This is a genomic window from Bradyrhizobium sp. IAR9 (genome assembly GCF_013408065.1).
In the GTDB taxonomy this organism is placed as follows: Bacteria; Pseudomonadota; Alphaproteobacteria; order Rhizobiales; family Xanthobacteraceae; genus Bradyrhizobium.
Window position 1 is genome coordinate 701231 of sequence record NZ_JACBZW010000003.1, and the last position, 14105, is coordinate 715335.

Sequence of the window (14105 nt, forward strand, 5' to 3'; positions counted from 1 at the left end):
CGGCTTTGGACTATGCGGCGAGAAGCAGGATTTCGCGCACCTGCGCCGGGCCTTCGATCTTGCGCGGGTTGCGCGGGATCCAGTTGGTGCGCATCGCCTGCTCGGCGATTGTCTCGAAATGCTCGGGCGATACACGCACCTCTGCGAGGCTGCGCGGCATGCCGAGCGAGCGGATGAAGGCATCGAGCACGTCGGCGGCGTTGTGGCCGGGATAGCCCATGGCAGCGGCGACGATCATCTGGCGCTCGGCGTTGTCCCTCGCGTTCCAGCGCATCACCGCCGGCAGCATGATGCAGGACGTGTAGCCGTGCGGCACGTCGAAGGCCGCGCCCAGCACGTAGCCGATGCCGTGGCTCGCGCCCATGGGAACGCCGGCCGCGAGCGCGCCCATCGACAGCCAGGTGCCGATCTGCGCGTCCATCCGCGCGTCGAGATCGGTGGGGTCGGCTTTCACCCGCGGCAGCGCGTCGGCGAGCATCGCGAGGCCCTTCACCGCTTGCGCGTCGGCATAAGGATGCGTCTCGCGCGAGCAGATCGCTTCGACGCAATGGTCGATGGCGCGGATGCCGGTCGACAGGAACAGCCATTCCGGCGTGTGCACGGTGATAGCGGGGTCGAGAATGGTCGCACGCGGAACGCTGAGCGGATGCCGCAGCATCTGCTTCACATGGGTGCTGAGGTCGGTAACCCCCGCGATTGAGCTGAACTCGCCACCGGCGATTGTGGTCGGCACGCTGATCTGGCGCACCGTCGGCGCCGTCATCTCGGGCGCGACGCCCTTGTGCACGCGGATGCGATCGATGCCGTCGATATCGTTGATGCCATTGGCGAGGCAAAGCTGCACCGCCTTGGCGCCGTCGGTGATCGAGCCGCCGCCGACGGTGACGATCAAATCGGCGCCGGCCTCGCGCGCCGCGTTGGTTGCCGCGATCACCGCCTCGCGCGGCGTGTGCGCCGGCATGGCGTCGAACAGGCCGGCACAGCGTGGTCCCAGAGCTTCCTTGATCTTGCTGATTTCGTCGGTCTGCCGGTTCAGCGTGCCCGAAACCATCAGGAAGGCGCGGCGCGTTCCCAGCCGGTCCATCTGCGCGACGATGGCCTCAGTTGCAGGATGGCCGAACACGACCTCCTCGATCGCGCCGAAAACGACACGTCCCTGGTGCACGTCTGTCCTCCCGGACAATTCGTCTTGTTTTTGTAAGGGCAATCTAGCCGAGCGGATGGCGTTCGTCATGTGCGAAGGCGCTGGCTCTCTCTTACCCTCCCTCCAGGAGAGTAGGGCGATCGCATATGGTGTGCACGATGCGGCGGCATTGGCAGTCGGCTCCCTCTCCCGCTTGCGGGGGAGGGCTGGGGTGGGGCTGTCTCCGCATTGGGATTGTTGAGAATTGCGGACGATGTCCCCGAGTGGTGACAACCCTCACCCGCCGCGCTCTGCGAGCGCGTCGGCCTCTCCCGCAAGCGGGAGAGGCGGAGCAAGCCCGCGGCCCTCACGAAATCCATACGCGATAGCCCTACCCAGGGGAGGGTGGCGTCGTGCCTTCGTCACCGGTCTCGTATCGCCCGAGAGAGCTCCACTCACCCCCTGTCAACCCGCCATCCGGTCAGGGCGCGCTCGGAAGCCCTGCACGCGCTTTGGTCTTGAAGTGGTCATCAACTCCACCCATCTTGGGACGCCCGCGGGTAAATGCCTACCCTGCTTTTTCCGCGGCTTTTGATATGCGGACGATGCGAGGACCTGGGATGGCTGGACCGGATGGAAGCGAGCGACTTGTCAAAAAGCACGAATTCGTCCAGCCGCGGCATTACGCACTAGCGGGTCTCCTCGTCGCTTCATTCGCGCTCACCGGTTGCGGGCAGCCCGCCTCGCAAGGCGCTGCCCCGCCGCCGGCGCCCGTGACGGTCGCCCAGCCGGTCAAGCGCACCGTTACAGATTGGGACGAGTTCACCGGCCGCTTTGAGGCGGTGGAGGAGGTGCAGGTGCGCCCGCGCGTCGGCGGCTTCGTCAACTCGGTCGAATTCCAGGACGGCGCCATCGTGCGTCAGGGCGACCTGCTCTACGTGATCGACCCGCGTCCGTTCGAGGCGGTGGCCACGCAGGCGGAAGGGCAGCTATCGGATGCCCGCGCCAAGGTGGAGCTTGCCAAGCGCGAGCTCGACCGCGGCCTCAGCCTGGTGCAGACCAGCGCCGTCTCCGAGCAGGTCGTCGACCAGCGCCGCCAGGCCCTGCAAGCTGCGCATGCGGCGGAGGTGCAGGCTGAAGGCGCGCTGAAAGCCGCCAGACTGAACATCGAATTCACCCATGTGGCGGCGCCGTTGACCGGCCGCGTCAGCCGCCATCTCGTCAGCCCCGGCAATCTCGTGCAGGGCAGCGACAATGGCTCTTCGACCCTCCTGACTTCGATCGTCACGCTCGACCCGATCTACGTCTATTTCGACATGGATGAGGCGACTTTCATCAAATATAGCAAGCTGTGGTTCGAGGGGCGGCGTCCGAGCTCGCGCGATACGGCCAATCCCGTGCAGGTGACGCTCGCCGGCGAAACCAAGCCGTCGCATGAAGGCACCATCAACTTCCTCGACAACCGGCTCGACGTCTCGACTGGCACGCTACGCAGCCGCGCCGTGGTCAAGAATACCGATCTGTCGATCCTGCCGGGCCAGTTCGGGCGTGTCAGGCTGATCGGCAGCGCGCCCTATGAGGCGTTGCTTATTCCGGATGCTGCCGTCGCGACCGACCAGTCCCGCAAGATCGTGTTCGTGGTGAAACCCGACGACACCGTCGAGGCGCGTCCCGTAGTGCTCGGGCCGCTCGATGACGGCCTGCGCGTGATCCGCGAAGGATTGAAGGCCGAGGACCGCGTCATCGTCAACGGCATCCAGCGTGCCCGTGTCGGTGCCAAGGTAGCCCCGCAGACCGCGCAAGCCCCGGCCGGTGGCAAGTCATGAATCTCGGTCGTCTCTCCATCAACCAGCCCATCCTGGCGATGGTGCTGTCGATCGTTCTCCTGATCGTCGGCGCGATCGCCTACACCACGCTGCCGGTCTCCGAATATCCGCAAGTGGTGCCGCCGACCGTTGTCGTCACCACGCAATATCCCGGGGCCTCCGCGCAGACCGTTTCCGACACGGTCGCAGCTCCGATCGAGCAGGAGATCAACGGCGTCGAGGACATGCTGTATCTCTACAGCCAAGCCACCTCGAACGGCCAGCTCACCATCACCGTCACCTTCAAGCTCGGCACCGACCTCGACAAGGCCCAGGTGCTGGTGCAGAACCGCGTCGCGATCGCGCAGCCGCGCTTGCCCGAGGAGGTCCAGCGCAACGGCGTCACCACCCGCAAGAACTCGCCCGACATCCTGATGGTCGTGTTCATGCTGTCGCCGGACGACACCTTCGACCAGCTCTACATCTCCAACTACGCGCTGCTGCAGGTCCGCGACCAGCTGCTGCGTCTCGACGGCGTCGGCGACATCCAGATCTTTGGCGCGCGCGACTATTCGATGCGGCTGTGGCTCGACCCCGATAGAATTGCCAATCTCGGTCTGACCTCGGCCGAGGTTCTGGCCGCGATCCGCGCCCAGAACGTGCAGATTGCGGGCGGCCAGATCGCCGAGCCGCCGATCGCCGATCGCGCCTTCCAGCCGAACCTCACCTTCACCGGCCGCCTGAAGGACCAGAAGCAGTTCGAGGACATCCTGATCAAGGCCGGCTCCGACGGCCGCGTGGTGCGGTTGCGCGACGTCGCCCGCATCGAGCTCGGCGCGCTCGCCTACAGCACCAACAGCTTCCTGCTGCGTAAATCCGCCGTCGCCATGCTGGTGACGCAGCGGCCGGGATCGAACGCGCTCGCGACGGCAAAGAACATCTCCGACACCATGACGAGGCTGAAGGAGAGCTTCCCGAAAGGTCTCGACTACAATATCGGCTATAACCCGACCGAGTTCATCGCCCAGTCCGTCCACGAGCTGATCAAGACCATCTACGAGGCGATGCTGCTCGTGGTCATCGTCGTGCTGGTGTTCCTGCAGGGCTGGCGGCCCGCGATCATTCCGATCATCGCGATCCCGGTGTCGCTGGTCGGCACTTTCGCGGTGATGGCGGCGCTGGGCTTCTCGATCAACAATCTCACTTTGTTCGGTCTCGTCCTCGCGGTCGGCATCGTGGTCGACGATGCCATCGTGGTGGTCGAGAACGTCGAGCGCCATCTCGAGCACGGCATGAGCCGGCGCGACGCCGCGCTCAAGACCATGGAGGAGGTCGGCGGCGCGCTGGTCTCGATCGCGCTGGTGCTGTGCGCGGTGTTCGTCCCGACCGCGTTTCTGGGCGGTATTTCCGGGCAGTTCTTCCAGCAATTCGCCGTCACCATTGCGGTCGCGACGGCGATCTCCTGCTTCTGCTCGCTGACACTGTCGCCGGCGCTGGCCTCGCAGATCCTGGTGCCGCACGAGGAGAAGCGGCCGCCGGCAAGCTGGAATGTCATCGCGCGGGCGTGGGGCGCCTTCACCGCGGTCTTCAACCGTGTGTTCGACCGGCTGGCGCACGGCTATGCCGGCCTCGCCGATTTCGTCATCCGCCATGCGGTGGTGATGATCCTGATCTACGTCGCGCTGATCGGCAGCGCCGGCTGGCTGATCGTGACGACGCCGCAGGGCTTCATCCCCGCGCAGGACCGCGGTTATGTCATCGTCTCCGTGCAATTGCCCGGAGCGGCATCGCTGGCGCGCACCACCGAGGTCGTGCGCGAGATCGAGCGGATCGCGCTGGACACGCCTGGCATCGTCCGCGTCGCGGCCTTTGCCGGCTTTTCCGGCGCGACGCGCACGCAGGCGGGTAATGCCGCGGCGCTGTTCCCGGTGTTCGATGAACCGGAGGCGCGGATCAAGAAAGGATTGACGGCCAACGCCATCACCGGCGAGCTGCGCAAGCGGCTGCAGGCGATCCAGGGCGCCTTCATCATCGTGATTCCGCCGCCGGCCGTGCCTGGCATCGGCACCGGCGGCGGCTTTACCATCCGCATCCAGGACCGTCAGGGCCGCGGGCCTGAGTTGCTCGCCGCGGCCACCGACGAGCTGGTCGCCGCGGCGCGCAAATCGCCGTCGCTGCTCGGCCCCACGGTGTTCTCGCCGTTCTCGGCCAACACGCCGCAGCTCTTCGTCGACATCGACCGCACCAAGGCGCAGAAGCTCGGTGTTCCCATCTCCAATATCAACGACACGATCCAGAGCTATTTCGGATCGACCTATGTCAACGACTTCAACCTGTTCGGCCGCACCTATCACGTCACCGCGCAGGCCGACTTCCCGTTCCGGAAAGAGCCCAGCGACCTCGCACGCCTGCGCACGCGCAACGCCGCCGGCGACATGGTGATGCTCGGCAGCGTGGTCGAGTTCAGGGACGTCTCGGGTCCCGACCGCGTCGCGCGGTACAATCTCTATGCCGCGTCCGAGCTCCAGGGCGAGCCGGCACCGGGCACCAGCTCGACCACGGCGCTCAACACCATCAAGAAGCTGGCGGACGACACCTTGCCGAGCGGCTTCACCTTCGAATGGACCGATCTGTCCTATCAGCAGATCACCGGCGGCAATGCCGGCCTCTACGTGTTTCCGATCTGCGTGCTGTTCGTCTACCTCGTGCTCGCTGCGCAATATGGCAGCTGGACCCTGCCGTTCGCGGTGATTTTGATCGTGCCGATGTGCCTGCTCGCTGCCACCATCGGCGTGCGCATCATGGGCCAGGACGTCAACATCCTCACCCAGATCGGCTTCGTCGTGCTGGTGGGGCTGGCGGCCAAGAACGCGATTCTGATCGTCGAGTTCGCGCGCGACATCGAGAACGAAGGCAAGCCGCGGCTGGAGGCGGTGATCGACGCCTGCCGCTTGCGCCTGCGACCGATCCTGATGACGTCCTTCGCCTTCATCCTCGGCGTGCTGCCATTGGTGATATCGAGCGGCTCCGGCTCGGAAATGCGGCAGGCCGTCGGCGTCGCCGTGTTCTTCGGCATGATCGGCGTCACCCTGTTCGGCCTGTTGTTCACGCCGATCTTCTACGTGGTGGTGCGGAACCTGGCGGAAGGGCGGAACGAGGGGAAGAAGCCGCAGGTGGCGGGCCCCTAGTTGTCGGTGGCGGCCACTTGCGTCCCCTCACTCCCAGTGTCGTCCGCGAAAGCGGGGATCCATAGCCACAGGGAGCAGTTTGGCGAAGACTCGGAGCTGCGAGGTTCGTCCCAAACCTCTCCCTGTGGTTATGGCGACGAGCGCAAGCGCTCGCGCCGGGATCCCGGATCTTCGCTTCGCTCGTCCGGGACGACAGCTCATTTTGTCGCGCCATCCGCGATGCCAATTGGCACACGCCCATACTAACGACCAACGCGAAATGGATGGGCAGGCGCGGGGTTCTTCACTAGTATCCGCGCGATTTCAAAACAGAAAACTGCTGGGAGCTAACAGATGAAATCAGCACTTTTGGCCGCCGTCGCAACCTCTGCTCTGGTGCTGGCGGCGCCGGCCTCCGCGCAAGGCGTCAAGATCGGCATCCTCAACGACCAATCCGGCGTCTATGCCGATTACGGCGGCAAATGGTCGGTCGAGGCGGCCAGGATGGCGATCGAGGATTTTGGCGGCGAGGTGCTGGGCCAGAAGATCGAGCTCGTCACCGCCGATCACCAGAACAAGCCTGACCTCGCGAGCTCGATCGCGCGGCGCTGGTACGACGTCGAGAACGTCGACATGATCACGGAGCTGACGACCTCCTCGGTCGCGCTCGCTATCCACGAGCTCTCCAAGGAAAAGAAGAAGATCGACATCGTCGTCGGCGCGGCGACCTCGCGACTCACCGGCGATGCGTGCCAGCCCTACGGCTTCCACTGGGCTTACGACACCCGCGCGCTCGGCGTCGGCACCGGTGGTGCACTGACCAAGGCCGGCGGCGACACCTGGTTCTTCCTCACCGCGGACTACGCCTTCGGCTACGCGCTGGAGAAGGACACCAGCGAGATCGTCACCGCCAATGGCGGCAAGGTGGTCGGCTCGGTGCGCGTGCCGCTCAACTCGTCGGACTTCTCCTCCTTCCTGCTGCAGGCGCAGAGCTCGAAGGCGAAGATCGTCGGTCTTGCCAATGCCGGCCTCGACACCACCAACTCGATCAAGCAGGCGTCCGAGTTCGGCATCGTCGCCAGCGGGCAGAAGCTTGCCGGCCTGCTGATGACGCTTGCCGAAGTGAACGGCCTCGGCCTGCAGGCCGCGCAAGGCCTGGTGCTGACCGAGGGCTATTACTGGGATCTCAATGACAAGACCCGCAATCTCGGCGAGCGCTTCCTCAAACGCACCGGCCGGATGCCGAGCATGATCCACGCCGGCACCTACTCCGCGACGCTGAGCTATCTCAAGGCGGTCAAGGCCGCCGGCACCAAGGATCCGGAAGCCGTCGCCAAGAAGCTGAAGGAACTCCCGGTCAACGATGACTTCGCGCAGGGCGGCAAGGTGCTCGAGAACGGCCGCATGGTCCACGACATGTATCTGTTCGAGGTCAAGAAACCCTCGGAATCGAAGAAGCCCTGGGACTATTACAAGCTGCTCGCCACCGTCCCCGGCGACAAGGCCTTCTTCACCGCCAAGGAAAGCGGCTGCCCGCTGACGAAGTGACGGCTCTCGTGTCCCGGACGCGCTGCAGCGTGAAACGCTGCTGCGCAGAGCCGGGACCCACGCTCGTGCCACAAACTCTCTGTCGTCCCCGCGAACGCGGGGACCCATAACCCCAGGGGGAAGTTGTCGCGCGGGCTGATAACTTCGAGTCTTCGCCAAACCTCTCCCTGTGAGTATGGGTCCCGGATCAGCGCTCCGCTTCGCTACGCTTGTCCGGGACGACAGTGAAACGTGGGGCCGCAGATCATCCCTCACACCATCCGCAACACCACCGCTCCAAGCGCCCCCGCCCACAGCGCCATGGCGGCGAGCGCCTGGATCGCAAAGCCGGTGCCGCGCTTGGCTGCCGCCTTCGTATAGCCGATGAAGTAGACGACGCGGCCGATGATCCAGACCGCGCCGATCGCTGCCGCGATGCCGTCGCCGATATAGATCGCGAATAGCCAGAGCGCCGGCAGGACAATCGGCATCCATTCCAGCGTGTTCATCTGGATGCGGAAGGCGCGTTCGAAATCCGGATGGCCGGACATCGCCGGCACCTTGACGCCGGTCTTGGTGCGCGAGCGCGACACGTTGATGGCGGTGAAGAAATAAAACGCGATCGCCAGCAGCGTGACGAGGGCGGTGAAATGATACATCGCTGGTTCCTTCAAACAGACCGCGCTTCAATACCCGGTCAGCTCGAGATAGCCAACGCCGTCATGCGTCCCGGCAAAGCTGATCGGCCCCTCCCAATAGGAGAAGCCGGTCCCCATCCAGGCCCTGGGATTGAGCGGCTTGCAGTGGATCGAGAACGATCGCGATGGGATCGCGATCTGCCACTCCACCGGCAGCTTGCGTCCCGCAACCTCCGCCGTCGCCTTCGGGATCATCTGGATGTCGCCTCCCGCGATCATCTGCGTTTCGCCGGCAGCGCTGATCCAGTTGCCGAACGGATAGTCTTTGCCGTCCTTCTGTCGCAGCCGATACAGCATCAGCTTGTCGCCTGACGACAGATGCAGCGACAGCCAGTCCCAGCCGGTCTGGTCGGCGTCGAGCGGCTGGCTGCTCCATTCGCGGTCCATCCAGGCCTGGCCCGTCACGTCCACCGGTTTGTCGTCGATGGTGAGCGTGCCGCGGGCGCGGTAGAACGGCTGGCTGTAATAATAGGACGCCTGCCCACGCTCCGACTTGCGGCTGAAGCCGCGATCGCCTTGCAACACCACAGCGCGAGCGGCCTCCAGCGTCAGGGCGTAGCTGAAATCGGTGCTGGACGCCTTCAGCGCCAGCGGCGCCAAAGTACGGTCGTCGGTGCGCTCGAGGGCCTTCATCTGCCAATCGTCGATCCAGGCATCGAACGGCTTTGCCGTGACGCCGGCCTGCCCCACGCCGCCGCGTGAAAAGACTTCGTTGAAGCGGTGGGTGTCGGCCCGCGTCACCGCGGCGTGCGCCATCCACACCTGCTGATTGGCCCAGCCTTCGCCTTGCGGGCCCGGCTGCGCCGCCTGACGGAACAGCGTCCATTGCAGGCCGCACGCCGCGCCGCTGGAATCGACGAGGTTTGCCGTCAGATACCACCATTCGATACGAAACTCCGGATGCGGCCCGTGATCGCCAGGAAAGGCAAACAGCTTTCCCGGCGTCACCTTCCCAAAGCCATCCGCTTTCTCACCGAGCCCGGCATAGCCCTGCGCGCTGGCGCGGCGTGCGAGGGCCAGCGCGGCGATGCCGCCGGCGAAGGCGCGGCGCGACATGCGATCAGCGCTCATTGGCAAACACCTTGACGAGATTTTCCGGCTGCATCCGCGCCAGCCGTGCCACCGGCAACAGCGCCGCAAGCAGCGACGCGAGCAGCGCGACCGCGACCAGCTCGACCAGCTGCAGCGGGAATACGTGGAAAGGCAGCCGCCAGCCGAACGCCTTCACGTTCACGATCGCGATCAGGCACCACGCCACCAGGAGGCCAAGCGGCACGGCGAGCAGCGCCGTGAACAGCGCCACCGACAGCGTCTTGGTCAATTCGATCGCGGCCAGGCGCGGCCGGGTGATGCCGATCGCCCACAGCGGTGCGAGGTGCGGCAGACGGGAATTCGCCAGCGTGAGCAGGCTCGTGAACAGCGCGATCCCGGCGACACCGAGCGTGAATGCGTTCAGCGCCGATGTCACCGCAAAGGTGCGGTTGAAGATGCGGATCGATTCCGCCTTTACCGTCGCCTGGTCGGCGACGCTGCGGTCGTCGAGTGCGAATTGCTTCTGCAAGGCCGCGATCAGGCCGGGAATGTTCTCCTTCGCGACGATCAGGTCGATCCGCGTCTGTGGCGTCTGCGGAAACTGCCGGATCAGCGCCGCGACGTTGACGGTGAGTTGCCCCCTGGGATTGCCGTAATCGGCATAGATACCGACGATGTCGAGCTCCCATGTCCCGCTAGGTGCCGGCACCTCGACGACGTCGCCGATGCGGACGTTGAGGCGGCGGCTGAGCTGCTCGCTGATGAAGGCGGCATTGCCCGGCACGAGCCGGCTCCAGCCGCGCGGCGCGGCTTCCAGCAGCGGCCAGCGCTCGCGATAGAGCGCGTGGTCGGGCAGGCCGAGCAATTCCACCGGTTGGCCCTGAACCTGCGCCTCGGCACGGCCGCCCGACAGGATCGCCTGCACGTCGCTGCGCTCGCGCAGCCAGTTGCGGATGGCAACGCCTTGCGCATTGTCGGAGGCGCTGATGTAGACGTCGGCTGCGAGCCGTCCGTTCAGCCAGCCGAGGAAGGTGCGGCTGAAGGTTTCCACCATGGTGGACACCCCGACATTGACGGCGAGCGCGAGCAGCAGCGCCATCAGCGCGAGCGACAATCCGGAAAGCTGCTGCCGGCTGTCCGCCCAGAACCACAGCGCAAGCGGCTTTCTCGCGGCGCGCTGACCCGCGAGCAGGATGATCTCGAGCAGCGCCGGCAGGATCAGCGCCGCGCCGAACATCAGCGCCGCCAGCACGCCAAAGCCCGCGATCAGCGATTGCCCGTACTGAAGCAGCAGCAGCGCGACCGCGAACACGGCGCAGGCCGCACAGCTCTGCAGGATCAGCCAGCGGCGCTGCCTCTGCTGCCAGGCGTGCGGCTGCGCGGTCGCCAGCACCGGCATCCTGATCGCCTTGATCAGGCTGGTCGCCGCCGCAACGAGCGCGCCCGCAATGCTGATGCCGATGCCGGCGAGCCACCATTCAGGCTGTAAGGTCAGCTGCCCCGGGATCTGAGCGCCATAGAGCCCGCGCAGTGACGCCGCGACGTCGGGCAGCAGCACGGCCGCGATGAAATAGCCGCAGACGAGCCCGATCAGGCCGGCGATCAGCGCCAGCGCCACGAGCTCGATCACCAGCACGGTGTTGACCAGGCGCGCCGAGGCGCCGCAGGCGCGCAGCGTTCGCAGCATCGGCAACCGCTGCTCGAAAGCGAGGCCGACGGCCGAGTTGACGATGAACAGGCCGACGAAGAACGACAACAGGCCGAACGCCGTAAGATTGAGGTGAAAGCTGTCGGTGAGGCGTTCCAGCTCGGTCTCCGCGTTCGGCTCGACCAGCTGCAATCGGTCGCCGACCACGCTTGCCAGCGGCGCAGGCTTGCCCTTGGGCTTGCCGATCAGAAGCCGCGACAGCTGATCCGGCTTGTGCAGCAGACCCTGCGCCACGCCGATATCGACCACCAGCACGCCGGGCGCGAGCTGCGGCAGCACGCGCAGCGGCGGCAATTTCGCGCCGTTGCTGATCGGGGGCGCCGCGCCTTCCGTTTCCTGCAAGTCGCTCAACGTCTCCCGTGCCGCCAATGTCTGGCCCGGCGGTGCAACAAAGCTGCCTAAATCCGCAGCACCGAGACGCGGTGCGTTGCCGATTTCGAGCGGCAGTGTCACCGGCTCGATCCCGAGCAGCCGCACCGAGCGTCCGTTGATCTGGACCCGGCCCTCCAGCGCCGGCGACACCGGCCAGCCGGCGCGGCGGAGCTTGATGAACAGCTCCTGAGGAAATGTCGCGCTAGCAGGCGCGACCAGCATCGCGGTGCGGACGCCGCCGAACGTCGCGGCGGCGCGGTCATAGGCGTTGCGGGCCTGCTGGTTGATGGCCTGCACGCCGCTCCACAGCGCGGTCGCCGCGATCAGCCCGACCAGCAGCGTCGCGAACTGCATCTTGTGACGCCGCCAATGGCTGAGCAGCACCGCGAGCACCCAGAGCGCGCGTCTCATGCGATCCGCCCCGCATGCAGGGTGAGATGGCGGTCGAGCGTGCCGGCCAGATGCAGGCTATGGGTCACCATCAGGAAGCCGCAGCCGGTGCGCGCGACCAGGTCGCGCGTCAGCGCCAGCACGTTCTCGGCGGTGGCCTCATCGAGATTGCCGGTCGGCTCGTCCGCCAGCAGTAGCGACGGCCTTGTCGCCAGCGCCCGGCCGATCGCGACCCGTTGCTGCTGGCCGCCGGACAATTGCTCGGGATAGCGCTTCAGGAGAGCGCCGAGCCCGAGCCGTTCGACCAGCTCCTTGGTCCAGGCTGCATCGTGACGGTCGGCGATCCGCGCCTGAAAGGCCAGATTGTCCGCGACCGACAGGCTCGGGATCAGGTTGAATTGCTGAAAAACCAGACCGATCCGGTCGCGCCGCAAGCTGGCGCGCCCTGCATCGGACAGCGCGGTGACCTCAATGTCCTCTAGCCGGATCGCGCCGCCATCGGCGGCATCGAGTCCCGCGATCAGGTGCAACAATGTGCTCTTGCCGCTGCCGGACTCACCCGTCAGCGCGACGCGTTCGCCGGCCCTGAGGTCGAGATCGACGCCGCGCAGCACATGGACCGGCTCGCCGGCCGAGAAGAAGGTCTTGGAGAGATTCTTGATGCTCAACACGATGAATGGCGCCGGGCGGAATTAGCGGAATTGCTGCGTAGCACACTTGCTGCGGAAATGCCGGGTTGCGTTGGTCTCGAAGCCGTTGTTAGCTCCCAAGACAGCCAAATCAAAAAAGTGCCAAAAACCAAAAGACATCGACGGGGGAGAATCATGAGCGTTGAGGGAACGACGGAGGGAGCCGGCAAGACGATCGGGACCAAGGGAACGCCAAAGGGCGCCTGGACCGTCACGTTTCTCCTCTTCCTCTTCATGGTCGTGAACTTCGCCGACAAGATCGTCGTCGGTCTCGCTGGCGTGCCGATCATGACCGATCTGAAGCTCACCCCGGAGCAGTTCGGCCTGCTCGGCTCCTCATTCTTCTTCCTGTTCTCGATCGCGGCCATCGTGGTCGGCTTCATCGTCAACAAGGTGCCGACGCGCTGGGTGCTGCTCGTGCTCGCAGTGATCTGGGCGCTGGCGCAGTTTCCGATGGTTGGCACCGTCTCCTTCACCACGCTGCTGATCTGCCGCATCGTGCTGGGTGCCGGCGAAGGCCCGGCCTTCTCGGTCGCCGCGCACGCCATCTACAAATGGTTCCCCGACGAGAAGCGCACGCTGCCGACCGCGATCCTGTCGCAGGGCTCGGCCTTCGGCGTCATCCTCGCGGTGCCGGCGCTGAACTGGATCATCGTCAACCATTCCTGGCACTACGCCTTCGGCGCGCTCGGCGTCGTCGGCCTGATCTGGGTGTGTGCCTGGCTCGCGCTCGGCAAGGAAGGCCCGCTGGAGGACACGCAGGTCCTCGCCGCGACCGAGCAGAAGATCCCTTACTTGCAGCTTCTCACCTCTCGCACCTTCATCGGCTGTGTCGCGGCGACCTTCGGTGCTTATTGGGCGCTCTCGCTCGGCCTGACCTGGTTCACGCCGTTCATCGTCAAGGGGCTCGGCTTCTCGCAGAGCCAGGCCGGCTTCATCTCGATCTTGCCCTGGGTGTTCGGCGCCACCATCGTCATTCTCACCGGGTGGATCTCGCAGGTGATGATGGCGCGCGGCTACAACACCCGCGTGGCGCGCGGCGTGCTCGGCTCGGTGCCGCTGGTGATCGGCGGGTTGATTCTGGCGACGATGCCGCACGTTCAGGGCGCGGGCCTCCAGATCGCGCTGCTCGTGGTCGGCTCTGGCCTGTGCGGGGCGATCTATGTGGTCTGCCCGCCGATGCTTGGCGAGTTCACGCCGACGTCGCAGCGTGGCGCGATCCTTGCGATCTACGGTGCGCTCTACACGCTGGCCGGCATCATCGCGCCGGCCGTGATGGGGGCGATGATCCAGCGTGCCGGCAGCACGGTCGATGGCTACATGGCCGGCTTCACCATCAACGCCGTGATCATGGTAGGCTCCGGCCTGCTCGGCCTGCTGCTGCTGTGGCCGAACTCGGAAAAGGCCAGGTTGATGCGTGGTGCCGCCCCGCAGCCAGCTGCGCTGAAGGGCGTGGTGTCGCCGACGTAAGGGGCTGCTCTCTTACCCTCCCCTGGAGGGCAGGGCTATCGCATATGGCTGAGGGTGGCCAAGAGGAATGCGTTGTCCCAGCCAGCGCGCTTGATTTTACGCCGGAGGGAAGCGCGATCCGGGT

Annotated in this window: 9 protein-coding genes; 4 read left to right on the forward strand and 5 right to left on the reverse strand. The window is 65.7% G+C overall.

Going from position 1 to position 14105, the window contains the following annotated elements; translation table 11 throughout:
• Positions 1 to 10: 10 nt before the first annotated feature.
• Complete coding sequence (locus GGD67_RS12270) at positions 11 to 1165, reverse strand: iron-containing alcohol dehydrogenase (RefSeq protein WP_179732999.1); 1155 nt, start codon at positions 1163 to 1165, stop codon at positions 11 to 13.
• A 578-nt stretch (positions 1166 to 1743) separates the two neighbouring features.
• On the opposite strand from GGD67_RS12270, the gene GGD67_RS12275 reads away from it, so the two are divergent.
• The 3 genes from GGD67_RS12275 (at position 1744) to GGD67_RS12285 (ending at position 7643) form a co-directional block, all read left to right on the forward strand.
• Positions 1744 to 2949, forward strand: a complete 1206-nt coding sequence (locus tag GGD67_RS12275) for an efflux RND transporter periplasmic adaptor subunit (protein WP_179733002.1) — start codon at positions 1744 to 1746, stop codon at positions 2947 to 2949.
• Complete coding sequence (locus GGD67_RS12280) at positions 2946 to 6116, forward strand: efflux RND transporter permease subunit (protein ID WP_018316808.1); 3171 nt, start codon at positions 2946 to 2948, stop codon at positions 6114 to 6116. Before GGD67_RS12275 ends, GGD67_RS12280 begins: the two co-directional genes overlap by 4 nt.
• A gap of 333 nt (positions 6117 to 6449) precedes the next feature.
• Positions 6450 to 7643: an ABC transporter substrate-binding protein gene (locus tag GGD67_RS12285; protein WP_179733004.1), complete on the forward strand. Its 1194-nt coding sequence runs from the start codon at positions 6450 to 6452 to the stop codon at positions 7641 to 7643.
• 251 nt (positions 7644 to 7894) lie between these two features.
• Here GGD67_RS12285 and GGD67_RS12290 read toward each other — a convergent pair whose 3' ends face one another.
• Genes GGD67_RS12290 through GGD67_RS12305 form a run of 4 tightly spaced genes read right to left on the reverse strand, consistent with a single transcriptional unit; the run spans position 7895 to position 12493 of the window.
• Positions 7895 to 8281 (reverse strand): MAPEG family protein, encoded by a 387-nt coding sequence (locus tag GGD67_RS12290; RefSeq protein ID WP_018316810.1) that lies wholly within the window; start codon positions 8279 to 8281, stop codon positions 7895 to 7897.
• A gap of 27 nt (positions 8282 to 8308) precedes the next feature.
• Positions 8309 to 9391: a lipocalin-like domain-containing protein gene (locus GGD67_RS12295; RefSeq protein ID WP_179733006.1), complete on the reverse strand. Its 1083-nt coding sequence runs from the start codon at positions 9389 to 9391 to the stop codon at positions 8309 to 8311.
• Entirely contained in the window at positions 9381 to 11843 is a 2463-nt protein-coding gene (locus tag GGD67_RS12300; protein WP_179733008.1) for an FtsX-like permease family protein, read from the reverse strand. Before GGD67_RS12300 ends, GGD67_RS12295 begins: the two co-directional genes overlap by 11 nt.
• Positions 11840 to 12493: an ABC transporter ATP-binding protein gene (locus tag GGD67_RS12305; RefSeq protein ID WP_018316813.1), complete on the reverse strand. Its 654-nt coding sequence runs from the start codon at positions 12491 to 12493 to the stop codon at positions 11840 to 11842. The genes GGD67_RS12300 and GGD67_RS12305 overlap by 4 nt, the downstream gene beginning before the upstream one ends.
• A gap of 153 nt (positions 12494 to 12646) precedes the next feature.
• On the opposite strand from GGD67_RS12305, the gene GGD67_RS12310 reads away from it, so the two are divergent.
• Complete coding sequence (locus GGD67_RS12310; protein WP_179733010.1) at positions 12647 to 13981, forward strand: MFS transporter; 1335 nt, start codon at positions 12647 to 12649, stop codon at positions 13979 to 13981.
• Positions 13982 to 14105: the final 124 nt, after the last annotated feature.

What these genes read in the sequence shown, in the direction of transcription:
- GGD67_RS12275 (WP_179733002.1), top strand. Translation starts at nt 1,744, where the DNA reads ATGGCTGGACCGGATGGAAGCGAGCGACTTGTCAAAAAGCACGAATTC.
- GGD67_RS12280 (WP_018316808.1), top strand. Translation starts at nt 2,946, where the DNA reads ATGAATCTCGGTCGTCTCTCCATCAACCAGCCCATCCTGGCGATGGTG.
- GGD67_RS12285 (WP_179733004.1), top strand. Translation starts at nt 6,450, where the DNA reads ATGAAATCAGCACTTTTGGCCGCCGTCGCAACCTCTGCTCTGGTGCTG.
- GGD67_RS12290 (WP_018316810.1), bottom strand. Translation starts at nt 8,281, where the DNA reads ATGTATCATTTCACCGCCCTCGTCACGCTGCTGGCGATCGCGTTTTAT.
- GGD67_RS12295 (WP_179733006.1), bottom strand. Translation starts at nt 9,391, where the DNA reads ATGAGCGCTGATCGCATGTCGCGCCGCGCCTTCGCCGGCGGCATCGCC.
- GGD67_RS12300 (WP_179733008.1), bottom strand. Translation starts at nt 11,843, where the DNA reads ATGAGACGCGCGCTCTGGGTGCTCGCGGTGCTGCTCAGCCATTGGCGG.
- GGD67_RS12310 (WP_179733010.1), top strand. Translation starts at nt 12,647, where the DNA reads ATGAGCGTTGAGGGAACGACGGAGGGAGCCGGCAAGACGATCGGGACC.